Origin of the sequence: Mesorhizobium sp. LjNodule214 (genome assembly GCF_964252735.1) — a bacterium.
Lineage (GTDB): Bacteria > Pseudomonadota > Alphaproteobacteria > Rhizobiales > Rhizobiaceae > Mesorhizobium.
The window spans coordinates 989,918-1,010,988 of record NZ_CAXUPE020000001.1; the positions used below are offsets into that span (position 1 = coordinate 989,918).

The following is a 21,071-nucleotide window of genomic DNA, read 5'->3' on the forward strand; positions in this document are numbered from 1 at the left end:
GTAAGCTGCAGGTCTCATCATTGTATTAGAATTTTCTGTATTAGAGATACATGTACTTTATATCTACTATGATTGACAAGTATTTGTTTTGGTCTGACTCCATTAACAAGAAATGAAAAGCAACGGGTCCCGTGTGAGGTTCCATGTTGGTGCATGCTCACTTGACCGTTACTCGCCGAGCAAGTCCTTCGTGGCGAAACTCGCCTCGAAGCAAAAACAGGCGGGATGGCTTCATGTTGCGAGTGGCCCATCGCCGCCGCGCCAGGGCAAGTTGGCGACGGCTTGCGATCAGGCGGCCGCATGAATCAGACAGTGCGGCGAGCGATGAATTGGGCTGGGCTTGCTCAGGTGGCGGGAAGCGCGTTGCGCCTATGGGTCCAGCGCGGCCCTACGCGCACAAAACCGTCCTCGACCGGCTAGAGCGGATCAGTTTTTGATAGAATCGCCGACCCGCTCTAAGCATTTGTTTTGACGCAATTCCGGACGGAAAACCGCTACGCACTTTTCCTGGAATTGCTCTAAACCGTATCGGCAATCATGCCCCAGAAGCAGGCGCAGGAAGTGTCGCCGCCGTCGTCAAGACAGCGTCGCGACCTATGAGCGGCATCGCAACAGAACCAGTGCGCTGCCCGGGCACTGCGCCTACTTTGACGCGTGTTCTGTACCGACCTGGAGAGCGGAAACCCTGTTGCTGCGCAGATACACGGTGAGTGTCGGCTCGCGATGCAGGACCTCGTATTGCTGCAGCACAAGTGCGATCCGCGGATCGCGCAGCATGAGATCGTCCCAGAGCGGCCCGGTCCCGGCGCTGTAAAGCACGATGTCCGGTTTCTTGGCGGCAATCTCCGACGCCAATTGCCCGATAATGTCGTCGCGGATGGCTTCCAGCCGGTGCCGCTGCCCGGGATCATCGGTGCCGGCGGCGAGCAGGTTGGCGTTGTAGACGGCCCAGGCCGCAGGATAGCGCGAGACGAAGTCGCCATTGACCAGCCTGGCGAGAGGGTGAGCCACCTGCAGTCGGGCCGCAAGCGACATGATCGTCGGCTTTGGGCCGATACGCTGGATCGAGGCGACGGTCCGCTCGATTGCCCCGTTGTCGGCGGCGAGGAAGAGCCGCTGGATGCCGGCTGTGGTCTGTAATATGAGAAAGCCGCCAAGGGCGGCGGCGAGCCAGCCGACCGGCTTCACGCGGCCATTGTCGCCCGCGCGCAGCAATTGCACCCCAAAGGCAAGGATGCCGAGAACCATCATCGGCAAGGCATGGTTTGGCCAGCCCTTGCCCATGATCAGGAAGGCTGGAACGAAGCCGAGCGCGGCCAGCAGCAGGATTTTGGCGTCCCAATGCATCTGCCTGAAACCGCCGGCCAGAAGCACCGTCGCTGCCGCGAAAAAGAACAGCAATCGCGGCCAGTTCAAGAGCAGAGCGAGCAATGGCACGCGTGCCGGCAGATAGACATCTCGCAGAAACGGCAGGATCTCGGTCAGGAATGTCGTCTGGAAAATCACGACATAGGCGATGTAGAGCGCAACGACCGCGGCGCCGATGATGTTTTCGACAACGAACAGCGGTTTCAGGGATCGGCGCTGGAAAGCCAGGCAAATGGCGGGCAAGGCAAAGGCCAGCGCGAAATGCGGCGGCTTGACCATGACCACGATGGCCGCGCAGACGCCCGCGCCGACCTGTTCCCAACCCGTGCCGGCGGCAAATCCCGGCGCCCGCTGGCGAGCGCATTGAAGCGCGATCCAGGGCAGGATCGCGATCGTCGCGAAATGCTCGCGCTGGCCGAATTCGCCCGGGTGGAAGCAAAGCAGGACAAAGAGTGCGGCCGGCAACGCCCACAGCGCGCGGGGCTGGCGATAGGCCGCATCGGCGCGCGCCAGGATGCGGGCGGAGATGGCAAGGCTGGCCAGTCCGGCGCCGATCACGCCGAGGGCCAGCCACAGTTCGGCGCGGCCGCCGACCAGCCGTTCCAGAACCATGAACGGCATGTAGAGCCAGATCGAGAACGGCGGATTGACCTCCATGACATCGGCGTTCAGCCGCTCTCCCGCGAGCAGCCGATCGCAGACGACCAGCAGCCACGACACATCGACATTGGTCGGCACGACCGTGATCGCCAGCCATGCGGCGTAAGCGGCCACCGCCAACGTCAGGAAGAGCGGCACCACCGTCAGCCAGAGGGGTCGCGACGACAGCGCCATGCGCGCCAGGGGCTTGTCGAACGGTTCCGCCCTAGACATTGCGGAACGTCCGTCGGCCGGGCACGATGGAATTCGCCAAAGGCACGGCGATGCCGGTCGAAACGACCGGAACGGCCGCGCGCATGTCCAGCTTCTCGATGAGAAGGACCGGCATGGTGATCGCCAGGCTCACCATGCTGTCTTGTGCCGAAGTCGCTCGGCCTCCTGACGCGCGGTGGAGCGAACATAGACAGTGATTGCCGGCTCCCTGTGCAGCACACGATAGTCGCTCAAGACTGCCGCGATCCTCTTGTCGTTTAGCATGAGCGCATTCCAGGCGGGATCGGCTTCGGGTCCCGACAGCAGGATATCGGGCTTCCTTGCCGATATCTCGGTGGCGAATTCTCCGATTGTCCGATCGCGGATGGCCTCAAGTCTCTGTTTCTGTTCGGGATCATCGGCGTTGCGCGCAAGTTTCTCCGCCTTGGAGACCACCCACGCACCCGGGTGGCGCGAAACGAACCTGCCAACGACCAACCGGGTCAGGGGGTGTGCAGCCTGCATCTGGGAGGCGATCGATATGATCGTAGGGTGTTCGATCGTGCAGCGGATTGCGGCGACCGATCGCTCGATCGGCCCGTTGTCCGCCGCCAACGCGATATACTGCGCTCTGACCGTCGTTTGCAGCACGAGCGCGCAACCGAAGACCAGCGCGGCCCTGCGCACGATCCCTGCCTTGTGAAAATCACCAAACCGCAGGAGCTGGAGGCCTGACGCAAGTACCGTGATCGCCACCATCGGCAGCGCATGGTTCGGCCAGCCCTTGCCCATGAGCAGGAATGCAATGACCAGGCCGAGCGCGCCCGTCAGCAGGATCCTGGTGTCCCAGTGCACATGTCTCGTCCCGCCCATGGCGATGACGATGGCGGCGGACAGCAGCAGCACGACCTTTGGCCAGTTCGCCAAATTGTCGATGAACGGAGCGCGGATCGGCAGATAGACATCCCCGAGAAGGGGCAGGATCTGCGTGAAGTAGGCGCGGTCAAAGATCGCAATGCAGGCGACATAGCTGACGGCTATCGCTGCGCCGATGAGGTTTTCCGTGACGAAGACCGGTCTTGGGGAGCGCCGTTGAAATGCAAGGCACAGCGATGGCAGCACCAGGGCCAGCGCGAAGTGGGGCGGCTTGACCATGACCATGACACCCGCACCCAGCCCGGCCAGGATGCGCTCGGCAAGAGTTCCGGCGACGAAATCCGGCGTCCGCTGGCGTGCGCACTGCAACGCCAGCCAGGGCAAGACGCCTATCAGCGCGAATTGCTCGCGTTGACCAAACTGGTCCGGCAGGAAACACAGGATCATGAATACTGCAGCCGGCAATACCCAGAGGACGCCGGGCTGCCGGTAGACCGGGTCGACGCGCATGAGAATTCGAGCGGAAACGAACACGCTGGCCAGACCGAGACAGACGACTCCGAGCGCCAACCAGAGTTCAGCCCCTATGCCGGTCAGCTTTTCCAGAAGCATGAACGGCATGTATAGCCAGATCGAAAAAGGTGGATTGGTCTCCAGTATGTCCGTGTTCAGCCGCTCTCCAGCGAGCAGCCGGTCGCAGACGACCAGCAGCCACGACACATCGACATTGGTCGGCACGATCGCGATCGCCAGCCATGCGGCGTAGGCGGCTGTCGCCAATGTCAGGAAAAGCGGCACCACCGTCAGCCAGACAGGTCGCGACGACAGCTCGAGGCCCGCCAGGGGCCTGTCGAAAGGTTCAGCGCTAGACATTGCGGAACACCCAGCGGCCGAGCACGATGTAATTCACCAGCGGCACGGCGATGCAGGTCAGAACGACCGGAACGGCCACGGGCATGCCCAGTTTCTCGGTGAGAAGGACCGGCAGGGCGATGGCTGTCGCCAGGCCTGTCGCGTTGAGCAGGAGAAAGCGCGGCAATTCGAAGGCGTGGGCGCCCGCCGACACGAAGGTGAAATATTTGTGCCCGGCATAGGAGAACAGCCCGGCGACCGCATAGGCGACCGCCGACGCCAGGGTCGCCGGCAATATGGCCGCCCCGGTGCCGCCTCGCGAAAGCAGCAAGGCGCAGGCGCCATAGATCAGCGTCGAGGCGCCGCCGATGACGGCGAAGCGCGAAATCCGGCCATAGCGGGGCATGTTCAGCATCTTGGGGGTCAGGCCGCCAGTCGGCCACCTTCGGGCGCCGCGTCGAAAGCCGCATCCTTGCCGAACACGGCCAGCAGCGACACGCCGAAAGGCAGTTCGGCATTCGGCACGATCCGGCTTTCCGCCGAAAACAGCGCCTTCATCGCGCTGTTGATCGGCTTCGGCGGCATTGCCTGCCCGGAGGCGGTGTTCGAGCGGCGCAGGCGATCGGCTAGGCGGGCAAGTGCTGCGACAGGAAACAGCGCCGCGTTGGTGTAGCTCAGCTTCTCGATCCGGTATCCGGCCTGCTCGATGCGCGCCTTCAGCAGCTCGCGCGAATAGCGCCGCATATGGTGCAGCCCGACATCGTGCTTGCTCCACAGCCATTGGTGGGCGGGAACCGTGAGCACGACCTTGCCGCCTGGTTTCAGCATGCGGCGGATCGTTGCCAGCGAGGCTTCGTCTTCGGCAACGTGCTCCAGCACGTCGAACAGGCAGATGAGGTCGAAACCCTGCGACGCGACGGGCATGCCGTCGGGGAGGTGCCCGGCAAGGAAGTCGTGGCCGGTCTTCTCGCGGGCGATCTGGCGGGCAAGATCGTTCATCTCCACCGCGGTGACAGCGCCGAACTGCTCCAGCATCTGGATGTTGCCGCCCGTGCCGGCACCGATCTCGAGGATATCGGCGTCGCCAGGCAGGCCCAGGCTGCGGATAACCGCTTCGGCGATGGCGCGCCGCCCGCAGAACCACCAATGCTCGTCCTCGGTGGCCGCCATCTGGCGGTAAGCGTCGAGCTCCATCAGTCCGTCCCCTCATATGTGCGGCGCACGATGTAGATCGGGCGCTGTTTGATCTCGGCATAGACGCGACCGAGGTACTGACCGATGATGCCGATGCCGAGCAACTGGATGCCGCCGAGGAAGAGGACGCTGACCAGCAGCGAGGCATAGCCGGGAACGTCGATGCCGAACACCAGCGTCTTGGCGATGATCAGCAGGCCATAGAGGAATGACAAAGCCGAGATCGTCGCGCCGACATAGGTCCAGATCTCGAGCGGCGCGGTTGAGAAGCTGGTGATGCCTTCCAGCGCGAAGTTCCACAGCCGCCAGCCCGAGAATTTCGATTGTCCGGCGATGCGCTGGTCGCGTTTGTATTCGACGGTCGCGGTGCGAAAGCCGACCCAGGCGAACAGGCCTTTCATGAAGCGGCGCCGTTCAGGCAAGGAGCGCAGCGCCTCGATCACCTGCCGGTCGATCAGCCGGAAGTCGCCGACATCGTGCGGGATCTTCTGCTGCGCGATCCAGTTGTGGACGCGGTAGAACATCGACGCCGAGCGCTGCTTGAGGAAGCTGTCGCTCGATCGGCTGGAGCGCTTGGCGAGCACGACCTCGAAGCCCTCGCGCCATTTTTCGACGAGCAGCGGAATGACATGCGGCGGATCCTGCAGGTCGACATCCATGGGGATCGCGGCATCGGCATCGCAGCAGTCGAGACCGGCGGTGAGCGCGGCTTCCTTGCCGAAATTGCGTGACAGGTCGATCACCTGGATACGCCGATCGGTTCGCTGTGCCTCGATCAGCCGTTCGAGCGTCGCATCGCTGCTGCCGTCGTTGATGAAGATGAATTCGAAGGCGACACCGGCGTCCTTCAGCGGGTCGGTATTTTCACGCACAGCCGCCAGGAACGGAGCGATCGCTGCTTCCTCATTGTGCACCGGCACGATCAGCGCAACCGTGGCCGTCCCGCTCTTCGGGCTCGTTTCGCCGGCAGTTGCCGGTCGATCGATATGAAAGAATGGCGCGTTCATTGCCTGCCGAAGCCCGCGGATCAGGCCCCGACAATAGAAAAGCTCGGTTAAGATGACTTTAAGGAATGCCTCAAGATTTCACAGCTTCCTGAGAGCCACTTCCTCGACCAGGTGATTGGCGCCCTTGCGCAGGATGAGATCGGCGCGCGCCCGGGTCGGCAGGATGTTCTCGCGCAGGTTCTTCAAATTGATGTTGGCCCACAACCCCTCGGCGATGGCGCGCGCCGCATCTTCCGACAGCTGCGAATAGCGGTGGAAGAAGGAGTCCGGGTTGCGGAAGGCGGTTTCGCGCAACCGCATGAAGCGCTGGATATACCATTGGTGGATCAGCGCCTCCTCGGCATCGATATAGATGGCGAAGTCGAAGAAGTCGGACAGGAACGGCACGATCTTGCCGTCCCTCGGCAATTTACCCGGCTGCAGCACATTGATGCCTTCGAAGATCAGTATGTCTGGCCGGTCGATGGTGACGAACTCGCCGGGAATGACGTCGTAGGTCAAATGCGAATAGACAGGCGCGCGGACATTGCGCTGCGCCGATTTGATGCCCGACAGGAACCTGAGCAGTGCGCCGACATCGTAGCTGTCAGGAAAGCCCTTGCGCTCCATCAGATTGTCGCGGCGCAGGATCTCGTTCGGTAGCAGGAAACCGTCGGTGGTGATGAGATCGACCTTGGGGCTCGACGGCCAGCGCGCCAAAAGTTCCTTGAGCACGCGCGCAGTGGTCGATTTGCCGACCGCGACGGAGCCGGCAATGCCGATGATGAAGGGCGTCTTGACCACATCCTGGGCATTGAAGAAGGCCTGCCGCTGCCTGAACAGCAGCTGGCTCGCCTCGACATGCGCCGACAGCAGCCGCGACAGCGACAGATAGATCCGCTTGACCTCTTCGAGGTTGACCGGGTCGTTCAGCGAGCGCAGCCGGTTGATCTCGTCTTCCGTCAGCGTCAGCGGCGTGTCGGCGCGGAACTGTGACCATTGCTCGGCCGAGAAGAAACGATAGGGCGAATATTTCTCGGTAGGAGCAAGCTGGTCCATCGAGTTTCCTGCCCTCCTCGCGGTCAGCCCTTCGACCGGGATGCCTTTTCAGCGACGCCCGAACGGCCGGTGCGGCCCTCGAGTTCTCTCAACACGTCATCCAGCGGAACCCCCGCGATGCCGAGAACGACAAGCCAATGATATATAAGATCAGCACTTTCCGAAACGAGGGCCTGCTTGTCGCCCTTCACGGCGGCGATCACCGTCTCGACCGCCTCTTCGCCGAGCTTCTGTGCCGCCTTGTCGATGCCCTTCGCGAACAGCTTTGCCGTCCACGAGTCCGGGTCACCGGACCGGGCGCGTTCGCCGATGATTTTTTCCAGATCGGGCAGCGAAAAGTCAGCCATGGGCGCCGTTTAGAGCCGATTATCCAGGGAGTCCAGCCGCATCGGCAAGCCGGCGGCGGCCATATGCGCCTTGGCCTGCGCGATTGTGTAGGTGCCGAAATGGAAGATCGAGGCCGCGAGCACGGCCCCGGCATGGCCGTCGCGTATGCCTTCGACCAGATGGTCGAGCGTGCCGACGCCGCCCGACGCGATGACCGGCGCACGCACCGCGTCCGCAACGGCGCGGGTCAGCGCAAGGTCGTAGCCGGCCTTGGTGCCGTCGCGGTCCATCGACGTCAAAAGGATCTCGCCGGCGCCGCGATCGACCATCTGCCGAGCGAATTCGACCGCGTCGATACCGGTCTTTTCGCGCCCGCCATGGGTGAAGATCTCCCAGCGGTCGGCCTCATTGGCCCCGGATACCTTTTTGGCGTCGATGGCAACGACGATGCACTGGTTGCCGAACTTGTCGGCGGCTTCCGCGACGAAATCCGAGTTCTTCACCGCCGCCGTGTTGATCGACACCTTGTCGGCGCCGGCGAGAAGCAGCTTGCGGATGTCGGCCACCTGGCGCACGCCGCCGCCGACGGTCAGCGGCATGAAACATTGTTCGGCGGTGCGGGCGACGACGTCGAAGATGGTCTCGCGGTTGTCCGACGACGCGGCGATGTCGAGAAAGCAGAGCTCGTCGGCGCCGGCCGCGTCATAGGCCTTGGCCGCCTCGACCGGATCGCCGGCATCGACCAGGTCGACGAAATTGACGCCCTTGACGACGCGGCCGTTCTTGACGTCGAGACAAGGGATGACGCGGGCCTTCAGCATCAGCTTTTCTCCAAGGTCGCGAGCAGATCGACCAGCAACTGACCGACCAGCGGCGGCACGTCGCCCTTGGCGTCGAACGCTGGATCGTAGGCGGAGATGGTGAGGCCGGAGATCGGCAGCAAGCCCGCCATGCCGCACATCGCCTGGCGCAACTGCTCCGGAGCCGGGCCGCCGGGAGTGGCGTAGCGGTTGGCCTGCAGATCCTCGGGGTCGTGCACGTCGAGATCGAGATGCATATGGACGCGTTCGGCGCCGGTGCTCTTCAGCCTCTGCGCCGCACCGGCCCAGTCCGGGCATTCCGTCCGGATGACCGGCAGCGTCTCCAGCAATTGCCTTTCCGCCGTGTCGAGGTCGCGCGCGTTGACCAGCACGCAGCGGGCGGGATCGATTGCCTTGAATCCGAGGATCTGTGCCGCCATCGGCCGCCAACAAAGCCCGAGCACGGCCGCCAGCGCCATGCCGTCGAGAAAACCCGATGTCGAGGTATCGGGCGTATTGAGGTCGCCATGCTGGTCGGCCCAGATCATGGCATCGGCGCCTTCGCCGGCCACCGCGCCGGCGCTGGTCAGGCAATTGCCGGCAAGCACAATGGGAAACCGGCCACGGTCGCGGGCAATACGGACTTCGCCCGACACGGCGCTGCAGACGGCGAAGCCGGTAGCGATCTCGCGCTCCTGCTCACCACTCATCTTGCCGATGTCGTGAACATCGATGTCGTGGCCGGCAAGCTTGAGTGCCTCGGTCAGCCCGCCGGCAATCAACGCGTCCGGCCCCTGGCCGCAGCCGCCGTGATAGTGGCCGCTGTCATAGGACGCCAGGATGATCGATACGTTCACGGCGTTGCCTCCACCGGCTTGCCGTTCAGGATCGCCAGCGCTTCGGCCGGATCGATGCGCCCGTCATAGAGCGCGCGGCCCGAGATCGCGCCTTCGAGCCTTTTCGCGTCGGGCATGGTCATGCGCACGATGTCGGCGATCGAGGCGAGCCCGCCGGAGGCGATCACCGGGATCGACACCGCTTCGGCGAGGTCGATGGTGGCGTCCCAGTTGATGCCGGTCAAAACGCCGTCGCGGTCGATGTCGGTGTAGATGATGGCGGCGACGCCGGCGCCTTCGAACTTCTTCGCCAGTTCGATGACGCCCAGGCTCGACGCCTCAGCCCAGCCTTCGACCGCCACCTTGCCGCCCTTGGCGTCGATGCCGACGGCGATCTTGCCCGGGAACGCCTTGCAGGCTTGCTTTACCAGGTCGGGGTCGCGCACCGCAACCGTGCCGAGGATGACGCGGGCAAGCCCACGGTCGAGCCAGTCCTCGATCTGCGCCAGCGTGCGGATGCCGCCGCCGAGTTGCACCGGGTTCTTCGTCGCCTTGAGGATGGCGCCGACCGCCGCGCTGTTGACGCTCTGGCCCTTGAAGGCACCGTTGAGGTCGACGACGTGCAGCCACTCGAAGCCTTGCTCCTCGAAGGCTCTAGCCTGTGCGGCCGGATCGTCATTGTAGATCGTCGCGGTCGCCATATCGCCGTGCTTCAGGCGCACGCATTTGCCGTCCTTCAGGTCGATCGCCGGAAACAGGATCATCTAGGCGCCCTCCACGATGGCGAAATGCCCGGTTGAAGCCGCCCGCCGATGCTTGAGCGCCGCCTGATAGGCCTCCGACCGATAGCAGTTCAGCGCCGTTTCGTAGCTGGCGAACTCGACCGCCACATGCCTGCCAAAGTCCGAACCTTCGGGGTTTGTGACCTGTCCGCCGCGCACGAGATAGCGGCCTCCGAAGCTGGAAATGGCATCGCCAATGGCGTCACGATAGCGCTGGTGGCCCTCGGGATCGGTCACCGTGAGCATGACCATCCAATAGCCCTTCTTGCTCATGGGTTAAGGCCTCCAGCGCAGGAAATTGGTGATCAGGGCGAGGCCGAGCGCCTGGCTCTTCTCGGGATGGAACTGTGTGCCGACGAGATTGTCCCGCGCGACCGTCGCCGTGACCGGGCCGCCATAGTCCGCGACCGCCAGCACCTCTTCGGCCTTCTTCGCATCGAGATGGTAGGAATGGACGAAATAGGCGTGCAATCCCTTGGCTCCGGTCGCGATGCCGGAAAACAGCGGGTGCTTGCGCGTCATCTCGATCGTGTTCCAGCCGATCTGCGGGATCTTCAGCGCTGGATCGCTGGGCGTGATCTCCTTGACGTCGCCGGCGATCCAGCCAAAACCCTTGGTCACGGTCTTTTCCAGACCACGTTCCGACATCAGCTGCATGCCGACGCAGATGCCGAAGAAGGGCCGGCCCTTGACGATCGCCACCTCTTCCACCGCGTCCCACATACCGGCCACAGCCTTGAGGCCGGCCGCGCAGTCGGCATAGGCGCCGACACCGGGCAGCACGATGCGGTCGGCGGTGCGGACGCGTTCGGCATCAGCCGTCAGTTCGATCGCCGCCGCGATGCCCGCCTCATGCGCCGCGCGCTCGAAGGCCTTGGTGGCCGAGCGCAGATTGCCCGACCCGTAATCGATGATCGCTATCCGCATGTCAGGGCTTTCCGGGCGTGTGGGTCAGGCCCAATGCAATGCCGGTCTGAGGCGGTCGCGCCCGGGCGGCGTCCGGAACGATGCGCTGCATCGTCGCCTGCTCTTCCGCCATCGCTTCGGCCTCCAGCGCATCGCGCGTCTCGGCGTCATAAAGCCTGTCGGCCGCGATGACGCCCCTTTCATGCCAGCCGCGGCGGCGCAGTGCGGAGATCCGCAACGCCTGCCCCTCCAGCCCGATGTAAAGCGAGACCAGCAGCGACAGCAGCGAGCAGGCCCAGGCCAGCCCCAGTTTCTCGCCAAGCATCGACAGGATGGCCATGACGACAAAGGCCAGTGCGGCCTCGATCCACAGCCGGTTCCAGGCGAGCCACAACGGCGCCGCCAGGAAGCCGAGCCAGGCAAATCCGTCGCGGATAAAGGTCACGTCGGCCTTTTCGCTGCGGCCCGGCGGTTCCATCACGACATAGATGGCCATCGCCTATCCTTTCAGGGATCCCTTGGTGGAGGGCACCGCATCCGGCTGGCGCGGGTCGCGTTCGAGCGCCGCACGCAGCGCGCGCGCCACCGCCTTGAAGCAGGTTTCGGCGATGTGGTGGTTGTTGGCGCCGTAATGATTGGTCACGTGCAGCGTGATCCCGGCATTCTGCGCCAGCGCCTGGAAGAACTCGCGCACCAGCTCGGTGTCGAACGTGCCGATCTTGGGCGACGAGAAGGAGACGTTCCAGACCAGGAACGGACGGCCGGAGACGTCGATCGCCGCCCTGGTCAGCGTCTCGTCCATGGCAAGATCGATCGAGGCATAGCGCATGATGCCGCGCCGCTCGCCGAGCGCCTTGGCCAGCGCCTGTCCGAGCGCAATGCCGGTGTCCTCGACCGTGTGGTGATCGTCTATGTGCAAATCGCCCTTGGCCTTCACCGTCATGTCGATCAGCGAATGGCGCGACAGCTGGTCCAGCATATGGTCGAAGAAGCCGACGCCGGTCGCAATGTCGGACTTGCCCGAGCCGTCGACATGGACCGATACGGAGATATCGGTTTCCTTGGTCTTGCGGCTTGCTTCGGCGGAACGGGGCGACATGACCTCATCCTTGTCCATGGTTTCACGCCTTCCAAGCCGTCACATGCTTGAAAGCGAGAGCCTTCTAGCAGCATGATCCGGCGATTGCCAGTTGCCATGCGCGGCGCTATCGAGGCTTGCCGGAGGCCGCTTTGCAATCGCTTGACCCATGCATACATATGGCCGATCAAGTCACTCGTAACGCGCCGGATCGCCTTATCGGGATCGGTGCTGATCGGAGCAGAAAATGTCGAATGAACTGACCATGCACGCCACGACCATCGTGACGGTGCGCAAGGGCAGCAAGGTGGTGATCGCCGGCGACGGCCAGGTCAGCCTTGGCCAGACCATCATGAAGGGCAACGCCAAGAAGGTGCGCCGCATCGGCAAGGGCGGCAATGTCATTGCCGGTTTCGCCGGCGCCACCGCCGACGCCTTCACCCTTCTGGAGCGGCTTGAAGCCAAGCTCGAACAATATCCGGAGCAGCTGACGCGGGCCTGCGTCGAACTCGCCAAGGACTGGCGCACCGACCGCTATCTGCGCCGGCTGGAAGCGATGATGCTGGTGGCCGACAAGTCGGTCTCGCTGGCGCTGACCGGCACCGGCGACGTGCTCGAACCCGAACATGGCGTCATGGCCATCGGCTCCGGCGGCAATTATGCGCTGGCCGCCGCCCGCGCGCTGATGGACTCCGACAAGGACGCCGAGGAGATCGCCCGCAAGGCGATGCAGATCGCGTCCGACATCTGCGTCTACACCAACAACAACTTCGTCATCGAAACGCTCGATGCCGCCTGAGCGGGCCAAACAGAGCGATACATACGAATTTCGGCCGGTCACCGAAAAGGACCTGCCGATGATCGCCGGCTGGCTGGCCGAGCCGCATGTCGCCGAATGGTGGGACGATCCCGAAAAAGAGATCGCCGAGATCCGTGAGCATGTCGACTCGATTTCGGTCGAACCGCTGATCGTCGAGTTGGACGGCAAGCCGATCGCCTATCTGCAAAGCTACGACCCGCATCTGGAGGACGATCATCCCTATGCCGACCAGCCGTTCGGTACGCTGGGCATCGATCTCTCCATAGGCAGGCCGGAGCTGGTCGGCGTCGGCCATGGCTCGGCCATCGTGCGTCAGTTCGTCGAACAGCTTTTCGAGGAAGGGGTGCCGCGCGTCATCATCGACCCGCATCCGGAGAACGCGCGCGCCATCCACGCCTATGAGAAGGCCGGCTTCAGGGAGATCGGGCGCAGGCAATCGGAATATGGGGACGCCGTGCTGATGGCCGTTGATGCGGCCGATGGCGACGCGCAAGAGGGGCACTGACCAAATGAACACTACCGGCGAAGACAAGACGCTCTCGGCCTATGAAGACAGCTGGCGGATGGGGCTTCTGCTCGTGCTGGCTCTGGTCATCTTCCAGGCCGGTGTCCTTTACGGCATGGGCCATCCGCCGATCTGCACCTGCGGCTATGTCAAGCTGTGGCACGGCGTCGTCCAGAGCTCGGAAAATTCCCAGCACATTTCCGACTGGTACACGCCTTCGCACATCATCCACGGCTTCCTGTTCTATGCGCTGGCGCGGTTCCTGTTCCCGCGCTCGCCGGTCGGCCTCCGTCTGGCCTTCGCCGTCCTCATCGAGGGTGGCTGGGAGCTGCTCGAGAACAGCCCCTTCATCATCGAACGCTATCGCGCCGGCACCATCTCGCTCGACTATTACGGCGACAGCATCATCAATTCTGTGGCGGATACGTTCGCCATGGTGCTGGGATTTGTGATGGCGCGAAAGCTTCCTATATGGGTGATCGTCAGCCTTGCCGTGATCTTCGAACTGGGCACCGGCTACATCATCCGGGACAATCTGACGCTCAACGTGATCATGCTGCTGCATCCGTTCGAGTCCATCCGGCAGTGGCAAAGTGGAATTTGAGTGATATGAGCACATTCTCCCCGCGCGAAATCGTTTCGGAACTCGACCGCTTCATCATCGGCCAGAAGGACGCCAAGCGCGCCGTGGCCATCGCCTTGCGCAACCGCTGGCGCCGCCAGCAGCTCGAAGGCCAGATGCGCGAAGAGGTGATGCCGAAGAACATCCTGATGATCGGGCCGACCGGCGTCGGCAAGACCGAGATCTCGCGCCGCCTGGCGCGGCTTGCCGGCGCGCCCTTCGTCAAGGTCGAGGCCACCAAGTTCACCGAGGTCGGCTATGTCGGCCGTGACGTCGAGCAGATCATCCGCGACCTGGTCGAGATCGCCATCGGCCTGGTGCGCGAGAAGATGCGCGAGGACGTCAAGGCGCGCGCCCACCTCAATGCCGAGGAACGGGTGCTTGAGGCGCTCGTCGGCAAGACGGCAAGCCCGGCCACGCGCGACAGTTTCCGCAAGAAGCTGCGCGACGGCGAGCTCGACGACAAGGAGATCGAGGTCGAAGTGGCCGACACCGGCACCGGCGGCATGCCCGGCTTCGAGATTCCCGGCATGCCGGGCGGCAATATCGGCGTGCTCAACATCAACGACATGCTGTCGAAGGCGATGGGCGGCCACAAGACCAAGACACGCAAGACGACGGTGAAGGAATCCTACGCGCTGCTGATCAGCGACGAGTCCGACAAGCTGCTCGACCAGGACGAGGTGGTGCGCAGGGCGCTCGAATCGACCGAAAACGACGGCATCGTCTTCCTCGACGAGATCGACAAGATCGCGTCGCGCGAAGGCGGCATCGGCGCCGGCGTCTCCCGCGAAGGCGTGCAGCGCGACCTGTTGCCGCTGGTCGAGGGCACCACGGTGGCGACCAAATACGGACCGGTGAAGACCGACCACATCCTGTTCATCGCCTCGGGCGCGTTCCATGTCGCCAAACCGTCGGACCTGCTGCCGGAGCTGCAGGGCCGCCTGCCGATCCGCGTCGAGCTGCGGGCGCTGGAGAAGGACGATTTCGTCCGCATCCTGACCGAGACCGAGGCCAGCCTGATCAAGCAGTACATCGCGCTGATGAAAACCGAGGGCGTCGAACTCAGCTTCACCGATGACGCCATCGATTCGCTTGCCGGCATCGCCGTCGATCTCAACGCCAGTGTCGAGAACATCGGCGCCAGGCGCCTGCAGACGGTGATGGAGCGGGTGCTGGACGAGATTTCCTACGACGCGCCGGACCGCAACGGCACGGCGGTCACCATCGATGCCGCCTATGTGCAAAAGCATGTCGGCGACCTTTCCAGGAACACGGATTTGTCCAGATTCATCCTGTAGAAGCGGCGCCGGGCGGGCTCCCGGCGCAAGAACCAGGGTGTGGCCAAATGGAAGCATCTGGCCGCTTTCGTCCGGCGAGACGAGGCGGTTCTCTCGACTCTCCATTGGGCTTTACCTAGTTTGCCCGGCGACTCACAGGCGGCGGCGCATGAAAAAACGCATACTTCTCCTTCTCGGCTTGGCGCTGGCGGCAGCGGTGCCCGCCGCCGGTGCGGCGACGCTGGTGCCGCCGGGAAACCGCAATGCCGAGCAGCCCGACATACCGGGCGCCTCGAGCCGCCGCACCCAGGCCACCAGCACCACCTTCCAGGCCAAGTACCGCAAGGTCTACGCGCTGCTGCAGAACGACGCCGATCTTCGCGGCAAGATCAAGCAGCAGGCGGCGGCCTATGGCATCGATCCCATTCACATCGTCGGCGCCATCGTCGGCGAGCATACCTACAATGTCGACGCCTACGACCGGCTGCAGACCTACTACGTCAAGGCGATCTCCTATTTGTCGAGCAAGCTCTCCTTCGCCTATGACGGCGAGGACATCACGGATTTCGTGCAGCGGCCGGAATTCAAGAAATGCGCTGGCCTGACCGACAGCTACGATCTGTGGGAGTGCCGCGAGCAGGTGTGGAACCATTCCTTCCGCGGTAAGAGTGTTGGTGGCGAGAGCTTTCCCAACGACCGTTTCGGCGCCACCTTCTTCCAGCCCTATTATGCCGGCCAGACCTTCGGCCTTGGCCAGCTCAATCCGCTGACCGCGCTGCAGATGAGCGATTTCGTGCACAAGGTGTCCGGCCTGCCCAAGCTCGACGTCGCCGATCCGAACGGGGTCTACAAGACCATCATGGATCCGGACCTGACGCTTCCTTACGTCGCGGCGACGATCAGGAAATCGATCGACGCCTACAAGGGCATCGCTGGTTTCGACATTTCGGGCAATCCCGGCCTCACCGCGACGCTCTACAATGTCGGCAATCCCGAGCAGCGCGCCGATGCGCTGAAGGCCGAGAACGACAAGCGCCGCGCCGCGGGCGAGCCCGAAAAGCTGCCCGAGGAAAATTATTATGGCTGGCTGGTCAACGACAAATTGTCGGAGCTGAAGGCACTCTTTTAGAGCTGAGGAGTAAGCCGCTCAGGCCTGGGATTCGAGGAACGCCTCGAACTTGCGCAATTCCTCGGCGTCCACCCCGACCATGTGCTGCGGTGCTGGATAGGCGCCGGACTGGATGTCGTCGGCATATTCACTGAACGCGGCAATGCGCTCGTTCTGGATGCGGTCGAACTCCGCCGCCAGGTCGCGATAGCGTTTGGCATGGCGCGGATAGTGTCCGCGATGGGTGCCGAGCACATCTTCCGAGAACAGATACTGGGCATCGCAGCCGGCGCCGGCCCCCATAGAAATCATGATCAGTGGCGTGCGCCTGGAGATCGCGCTCGCCATTTCGGCCGGCACCACCTCGATTTCGGCGGCGAAGGCGCCTGCCGCTTCCAGGTCCTTGACCTGTTTCCAGACGAAGGCGGCACTTCCGGCGGTCTTGCCCACCGCCTTGAACCCGCCCGTCCAGGTCGCATGCGCCGGGATCAGCCCGACATGACCGCAGACCGGAATGTGCTCGTCGCGCAGCCGCCGGATCGTCTGCAGGCTGGCCGAGCAATACATCGCGTCGGCGCTTGCCGCGCGCAACTTCACCGCCGTGCGCAAAATCTCGTCCGTGGTCGCGCCCATTTTGGACTGCTCGTCGCCGGGAATGGCAAAGCAGGTCGGTGCCGCATCGCGAAAGCGCGGGTCGAAGATCAAATCATAGGGGACGGAGATGATATCGATGCCGGCGCGCTCCGCGGCCTCGGCCTCTTCCATAGAGAAGACCCTGAGCTTGGAAAGCTGCCGCTTGCCCTTCAGCGATTGCAGGTCGGCGACCGTCGGTCTGGTGCGCGGCATTTTCTTCCCCTCTATGTCCTTGATTTCCGGATGGCGCGGCTCACGCCGCCAACAGAGACTTCAGCTTGACCGTCTGTGAGCCGAGCGCCTCCGGCGTCGGCGTTGCTCGTTTGGCAATCAGCATTTCGGCCAGCCTGATGTCGCGGGCGACCGCATTGCCCGGCCCGATGCCGCTTGCAGCGACCAGACGGCCGTCCCCAGCCAGATGGAACAGGATGAAGGCGCCGTCTTCGAGGTCGCGGCGCACGACGCTATGCCCCTCGTCCGAAAGCCCGGCGATCTGCAAGGTCAGGCCATATTGATCAGACCAGAACCAGGGCACGGCGGCATGGGCCTCGCCGGCGCCCAGCATGTTCCTGGCCGCCAGCGCACCTTGCTCCTGCGCGTTGCGCCAGGCTTCAAGCCGCACCCGCCTTCCGCCATAGACGGCAAGCGGAAACGAGCAGCAGTCGCCGGCGGCAAAGATGTCCGGATCGCCGGTGCGAAGTTCGGCGTCGACGGCGATGCCATTGTCGATGGTCAATCCGGCTTCCGCGGCCAGCCCGGTCACCGGCATCGCGCCGATGCCGATGATAGCGAGGTCGGCAACGACCTCCAGGCCGCTGGCAAGCGTGATGCGCACCTCGGCGCCGTCGTCGGCGATGGCCGAGATGCCCTGGCCGGCGAGGATCGTCACGCCCTCGGCTTCGTGCTGCTTGTGGATGATTTCGGCGATTTCGGCGGGCACGCCGCGCATCAGGATGCGCGGCTGCGCCTCGACGACGGTGACGGCAGCGCCGAGCTTGCGCGCCGAGGCGGCGAGTTCGAGACCGATGAAGCCGCCGCCGACGATTGCCACGCGGTTTCCGGCCCTGAGATGGGCGCGGATGGCCTGCGCGTCATTGAAGGTCCTGAGATATACGCAGCGCGCTCCGAGGCCCGGCATCGGCAGCTTGCGCGGCAGCGAGCCGGTCGCCAGCAGGAGCTTGTCGTACGGCAGCGCCGAGCCATCCGACAGGCGCACGACATGGGCGGCGCGGTCGATCGCCACGGCCTGAACCGAATGGATATGCCGGATCGACCGCTCGGACAGGATTTCATCGCTGGCGATCGCCTTGATCGCGGGCGCCTCGCCGGTCATGGCCTCTTTCGACAGGGGCGGACGCTCATAGGGCAGATGCGGCTCGTCGCCGACCAGCGTCACTGGGCCTTCGAAGCCGAGATCGCGCAACGCGAGCGCTGCGCGTCCGCCGCATTCGCCGGCGCCGATGATGACCATTGCCTTTGTCATCACCGTCATCCGATCTGAATGAGGACTTTGCCGGCGTCGACCCTGACCGGATATGTCCTGATGTTGACGCAGACCGGCGCGCCCCTGGCCTGCCCGGTCTTGTAGTTGAAGCGGCCATTGTGCTTCGGGCACTCGACGATGTCGTCCATCACCAGCCCGTCGGCCAGATGCACCTTTTCGTGCGAGCAAAGCCCGTCCGTCGCGAAATACTCGTCGTCGGGGCTGCGGTAGATGGCGAAGGTGCGGCCGCCATGGTCGAACCGCATCACGTCCTCTTCATCGATATCTTCGGCGTCACAGGCTTCGACCCAGTCGCTCATTGGTTCCTCCGGAAAAATTGGATTTTCTCTGCGCCCGTCAGGCCGGTCATTCAGCCGCGGCGACGGCGCTGTCGTTGTGCAATTCCTCGCGATACGGCCTGGCGGTCGGCGGCAGCTCGCGCTTGAGGAAATAGTCTTCGTTGCGCAACTGGCGCAGGAAGGCCGGGATCACTTCGCGGTAGCCGGCCAGGATCGACGGCGTCGGCGCCGGCAGATCGTGCTTGATCAGCTCGTGCAGCCTGGGCAGCGCGTGATAGGGCACCATCGGGAACATGTGGTGTTCCACATGGTAGTTCATGTTCCAGTAGATGAAGCGGCTGATGGGGTTGATGTAGACGGTGCGGCTGTTGAGCCGGTGGTCGATGGCATTGTCGGCCAGACCGCCATGCTGCAGGATGCCGGTCAGCACATGGTGCCAGGCGCCGTAGAGCCTGGGCAGCCCGACCAGCATGAAGGGCAGGAACGAGCCCATATAGAGCGCCAGCGCGATCGTCGCGGCATAGATCGCCAGCCAGATACGGGCGAAGAAGATCGCCCTCGGCTGTTCCTGCTCGGGAACATAGGTCTTTTCCTCGGCGTTGATGATGCCGGCCGCGTGGCGGACCATGTCCTTCATGGCGTGCCAGGCATCGAGGACGCCGACGAAGGCGAGGATGACGCGGATGAGGTCCGGCGGCCGCATGATGGCGATCTCGGGGTCGCGGCCGACGATGATGGTGTCGGTATGGTGGCGCGTATGGCTCCAGCGCCACGTCACCGGGTTGCGCATGATCATGAAGCAGGCGATCTGATAGATCGCGTCGTTCATCCACTGCGTGCGGAAGGCGGTGCCATGGCCGCATTCGTGCCAGCGCGAATCGGTCGAGGAGCCGTAGAGCGTGCCGTAGACGAAGAAGAACGGCACGCACCACCAGGTTCCCCAGAACCAGGCGCCACCGGCGCCGCTCAGGATGAGCACGCCGAGCCAGATGACGGTGTCGCGCATCGCCGGCCCGTCGGAGCGCTGCATCAGCTCCTTCATCTGCTTGCGCGGAACGTCGGTGTGGTACCACTCGGCCGCCGCCAGCCCGTTCTCGACGGCCAACTGCGTATCGCGGCCCACCAGGCTGTAGTCGCGCCGGGATGGCGTTGCAGACATCGTTGCCGCCATTGGAACCTCCACCAGCGCCTCGCGATCCCGTCCCGGCGAATGCCAAGGGTATGATCGCAGGCGTCGGAATTCAAAATAGCGCCACTAGATGATAGGATCAATCTCACAAAGATAGTTTCTATCATTTCCCATCAAGATGATGTAAAAGGGTTCGACAAATCAGAGGGCAGTCATGGCAAAACGGCCGACCATTACCGATCTGGCGCGCATCTCCGGCGTCAGCGTTGCCACTGTCGACCGGGTGCTGAACAACCGCCTGCCGGTGCGCGAGGAAACAGCGCGCCGTGTCTATGAGGCCGCGACCGGCATCGGCTATCACGCCGCCGGGCTGATCAAGCAGCGCATGCGCCAGGAGTTGCCGGAATACCGGCTCGGCTTTCTGCTCCTAAGGGGCAATGATGTTTTCTACAGCGATTTCGCGCGGGAGCTCGAACTGGCGGTGTCGCAATCGCAGCGCTTCCGCGGTGTCGCAACCATCGACTTCGCCAGTTCGCTGGCCCCCGACGAGATCGCCGCCCAGATGCGCAAGCTGGCGGCGAAATCCAGGGCCGTCGCCGTTGTCGGCCCGGACCATCCGACACTGACGGCGGCCGTCGAGGCGCTGAAGGCGAGGGGGCAACCGGTGTTCTCTCTGCTGTCCGACTTTGCCGCCGGCATCCGGGAGGGCTATGTCGGCCTCGACAACCGCAAGGTCGGTCGCAGCGCGGCCTGGATGATCGCCAAGGCGGCGAGGAAGCCCGGCAAGGTCGCCCTGTTCGTCGGCAGCCATCGCTTCCATGGCCATGAGCTGCGCGAGATCGGCTTCAGGTCATTCTTCCGCGAACATGCGCCGGAATTCACGGTGATGGAGACGCTGGTCAACCTGGAAGCCAACCAGGTGACCCATGATGCGATGATCGATCTTCTGGCGCGCTATCCGGATCTTGCCGGCTGCTACGTCGCCGGCGGCGGCATGGAAGGCGCGGTCTCGGCGCTGCGGGCGGCGAGGCCCGAAAATATGCCGGTGGTCGTCTGCAACGAGATCAACGCCGAATCGCGCGCAGCACTCGCCGACAACATCCTCACCATGGTGATTTCCACGCCGCTGCCGGCCCTATGCCGCGAGCTTGTCGGCCTGATGGCGCATGCCATCGAAACCGGCGCTGCCAATGCGCCGGGCCAGACCTTCCTGCCCTTCGACATCTATCTGCCGGAAAACATCTAGGCCGGTGAGCCGGCGCCCCGGCACGGCGGA

General features: G+C 63.7%; 25 protein-coding genes. 6 read left to right on the plus strand and 19 right to left on the minus strand.

What is annotated here, in order from left to right; all coding sequences use genetic code 11:
- Window positions 1-642 precede the first annotated feature (642 nt).
- The 15 genes from ACSQ3Z_RS04840 to hisB form a co-directional block, all read right to left on the minus strand.
- Window positions 643-2,241, minus strand: coding sequence for a hypothetical protein (locus ACSQ3Z_RS04840; protein ID WP_436170214.1), 1,599 nt, complete (start codon window positions 2,239-2,241; stop codon window positions 643-645).
- Window positions 2,234-2,356 (minus strand): hypothetical protein, encoded by a 123-nt coding sequence (locus tag ACSQ3Z_RS04845; RefSeq protein WP_436170215.1) that lies wholly within the window; start codon window positions 2,354-2,356, stop codon window positions 2,234-2,236. The genes ACSQ3Z_RS04840 and ACSQ3Z_RS04845 overlap by 8 nt, the downstream gene beginning before the upstream one ends.
- A gap of 14 nt (window positions 2,357-2,370) precedes the next feature.
- Window positions 2,371-3,969 carry a hypothetical protein gene (locus tag ACSQ3Z_RS04850; protein WP_436170216.1) on the minus strand — a complete coding sequence of 533 codons (1,599 nt, stop codon included), beginning with the start codon at window positions 3,967-3,969 and terminating at the stop codon, window positions 2,371-2,373.
- Window positions 3,962-4,363, minus strand: coding sequence for a GtrA family protein (locus tag ACSQ3Z_RS04855; protein WP_436170217.1), 402 nt, complete (start codon window positions 4,361-4,363; stop codon window positions 3,962-3,964). The genes ACSQ3Z_RS04850 and ACSQ3Z_RS04855 overlap by 8 nt, the downstream gene beginning before the upstream one ends.
- A gap of 8 nt (window positions 4,364-4,371) precedes the next feature.
- Entirely contained in the window at window positions 4,372-5,142 is a 771-nt protein-coding gene (locus tag ACSQ3Z_RS04860) for a class I SAM-dependent methyltransferase (RefSeq protein ID WP_436170218.1), read from the minus strand.
- Window positions 5,142-6,149 (minus strand): glycosyltransferase family 2 protein, encoded by a 1,008-nt coding sequence (locus ACSQ3Z_RS04865; RefSeq protein WP_436170219.1) that lies wholly within the window; start codon window positions 6,147-6,149, stop codon window positions 5,142-5,144. Before ACSQ3Z_RS04865 ends, ACSQ3Z_RS04860 begins: the two co-directional genes overlap by 1 nt.
- A 78-nt stretch (window positions 6,150-6,227) precedes the next feature.
- Window positions 6,228-7,187, minus strand: coding sequence for a type I pantothenate kinase (coaA, locus tag ACSQ3Z_RS04870; RefSeq protein ID WP_120011716.1), 960 nt, complete (start codon window positions 7,185-7,187; stop codon window positions 6,228-6,230).
- Between the two features lie 23 nt (window positions 7,188-7,210).
- Window positions 7,211-7,534, minus strand: a complete 324-nt coding sequence (locus ACSQ3Z_RS04875) for a phosphoribosyl-ATP diphosphatase (protein WP_436170220.1) — start codon at window positions 7,532-7,534, stop codon at window positions 7,211-7,213.
- 9 nt (window positions 7,535-7,543) lie between these two features.
- Entirely contained in the window at window positions 7,544-8,338 is a 795-nt protein-coding gene (hisF, locus tag ACSQ3Z_RS04880; RefSeq protein ID WP_436171835.1) for an imidazole glycerol phosphate synthase subunit HisF, read from the minus strand.
- Window positions 8,335-9,171 carry an arginase family protein gene (locus tag ACSQ3Z_RS04885; RefSeq protein WP_436170221.1) on the minus strand — a complete coding sequence of 279 codons (837 nt, stop codon included), beginning with the start codon at window positions 9,169-9,171 and terminating at the stop codon, window positions 8,335-8,337. The genes hisF and ACSQ3Z_RS04885 overlap by 4 nt, the downstream gene beginning before the upstream one ends.
- Window positions 9,168-9,914: a 1-(5-phosphoribosyl)-5-[(5-phosphoribosylamino)methylideneamino]imidazole-4-carboxamide isomerase gene (gene hisA, locus ACSQ3Z_RS04890; protein ID WP_436170222.1), complete on the minus strand. Its 747-nt coding sequence runs from the start codon at window positions 9,912-9,914 to the stop codon at window positions 9,168-9,170. Before hisA ends, ACSQ3Z_RS04885 begins: the two co-directional genes overlap by 4 nt.
- The gene (locus ACSQ3Z_RS04895; RefSeq protein WP_436170223.1) at window positions 9,915-10,205 is read right to left on the minus strand and encodes a DUF1330 domain-containing protein; all 291 of its coding nucleotides are present in this window, start codon (window positions 10,203-10,205) and stop codon (window positions 9,915-9,917) included.
- A 3-nt stretch (window positions 10,206-10,208) separates the two neighbouring features.
- On the minus strand, window positions 10,209-10,859 hold the full coding sequence (gene hisH / locus ACSQ3Z_RS04900; protein ID WP_436170224.1) for an imidazole glycerol phosphate synthase subunit HisH: 651 nt from the start codon (window positions 10,857-10,859) through the stop codon (window positions 10,209-10,211).
- A 1-nt stretch (window position 10,860) separates the two neighbouring features.
- Window positions 10,861-11,334 carry a DUF2628 domain-containing protein gene (locus tag ACSQ3Z_RS04905; RefSeq protein ID WP_436170225.1) on the minus strand — a complete coding sequence of 158 codons (474 nt, stop codon included), beginning with the start codon at window positions 11,332-11,334 and terminating at the stop codon, window positions 10,861-10,863.
- 3 nt (window positions 11,335-11,337) lie between these two features.
- Entirely contained in the window at window positions 11,338-11,937 is a 600-nt protein-coding gene (gene hisB, locus ACSQ3Z_RS04910; RefSeq protein WP_006201293.1) for an imidazoleglycerol-phosphate dehydratase HisB, read from the minus strand.
- Between the two features lie 226 nt (window positions 11,938-12,163).
- Here hisB and hslV point away from each other — a divergent pair, with 226 nt between their 5' ends.
- The 5 genes from hslV to ACSQ3Z_RS04935 all read left to right on the plus strand — a co-directional run bounded on the left by hslV (window position 12,164) and on the right by ACSQ3Z_RS04935 (window position 16,272).
- Window positions 12,164-12,715 carry an ATP-dependent protease subunit HslV gene (gene hslV, locus ACSQ3Z_RS04915; protein WP_006201294.1) on the plus strand — a complete coding sequence of 184 codons (552 nt, stop codon included), beginning with the start codon at window positions 12,164-12,166 and terminating at the stop codon, window positions 12,713-12,715.
- On the plus strand, window positions 12,705-13,241 hold the full coding sequence (locus ACSQ3Z_RS04920) for a GNAT family N-acetyltransferase (protein ID WP_436170226.1): 537 nt from the start codon (window positions 12,705-12,707) through the stop codon (window positions 13,239-13,241). The genes hslV and ACSQ3Z_RS04920 overlap by 11 nt, the downstream gene beginning before the upstream one ends.
- A 4-nt stretch (window positions 13,242-13,245) precedes the next feature.
- Window positions 13,246-13,845, plus strand: coding sequence for a DUF2585 domain-containing protein (locus ACSQ3Z_RS04925; RefSeq protein ID WP_436170227.1), 600 nt, complete (start codon window positions 13,246-13,248; stop codon window positions 13,843-13,845).
- Between the two features lie 5 nt (window positions 13,846-13,850).
- Window positions 13,851-15,164, plus strand: a complete 1,314-nt coding sequence (hslU, locus tag ACSQ3Z_RS04930; protein ID WP_436170228.1) for an ATP-dependent protease ATPase subunit HslU — start codon at window positions 13,851-13,853, stop codon at window positions 15,162-15,164.
- 148 nt (window positions 15,165-15,312) lie between these two features.
- Window positions 15,313-16,272: a DUF1402 family protein gene (locus ACSQ3Z_RS04935; protein WP_436170229.1), complete on the plus strand. Its 960-nt coding sequence runs from the start codon at window positions 15,313-15,315 to the stop codon at window positions 16,270-16,272.
- Between the two features lie 18 nt (window positions 16,273-16,290).
- On the opposite strand, the gene ACSQ3Z_RS04940 is transcribed toward ACSQ3Z_RS04935, so the two are convergent.
- Genes ACSQ3Z_RS04940 through ACSQ3Z_RS04955 form a run of 4 tightly spaced genes read right to left on the minus strand, consistent with a single transcriptional unit; the run spans window position 16,291 to window position 19,837 of the window.
- Window positions 16,291-17,097: a 3-methyl-2-oxobutanoate hydroxymethyltransferase gene (locus tag ACSQ3Z_RS04940; protein ID WP_436170230.1), complete on the minus strand. Its 807-nt coding sequence runs from the start codon at window positions 17,095-17,097 to the stop codon at window positions 16,291-16,293.
- A gap of 40 nt (window positions 17,098-17,137) precedes the next feature.
- Window positions 17,138-18,376: an NAD(P)/FAD-dependent oxidoreductase gene (locus ACSQ3Z_RS04945; RefSeq protein WP_436170231.1), complete on the minus strand. Its 1,239-nt coding sequence runs from the start codon at window positions 18,374-18,376 to the stop codon at window positions 17,138-17,140.
- Window positions 18,373-18,687: a MocE family 2Fe-2S type ferredoxin gene (locus tag ACSQ3Z_RS04950; protein ID WP_436170232.1), complete on the minus strand. Its 315-nt coding sequence runs from the start codon at window positions 18,685-18,687 to the stop codon at window positions 18,373-18,375. The genes ACSQ3Z_RS04945 and ACSQ3Z_RS04950 overlap by 4 nt, the downstream gene beginning before the upstream one ends.
- Before the next feature lie 46 nt (window positions 18,688-18,733).
- Window positions 18,734-19,837 carry a fatty acid desaturase family protein gene (locus ACSQ3Z_RS04955; protein ID WP_436170233.1) on the minus strand — a complete coding sequence of 368 codons (1,104 nt, stop codon included), beginning with the start codon at window positions 19,835-19,837 and terminating at the stop codon, window positions 18,734-18,736.
- Window positions 19,838-20,009: 172 nt separating this feature from the next.
- Here ACSQ3Z_RS04955 and ACSQ3Z_RS04960 point away from each other — a divergent pair, with 172 nt between their 5' ends.
- Window positions 20,010-21,041 (plus strand): LacI family DNA-binding transcriptional regulator, encoded by a 1,032-nt coding sequence (locus tag ACSQ3Z_RS04960; protein ID WP_436170234.1) that lies wholly within the window; start codon window positions 20,010-20,012, stop codon window positions 21,039-21,041.
- Window positions 21,042-21,071 lie beyond the last annotated feature (30 nt).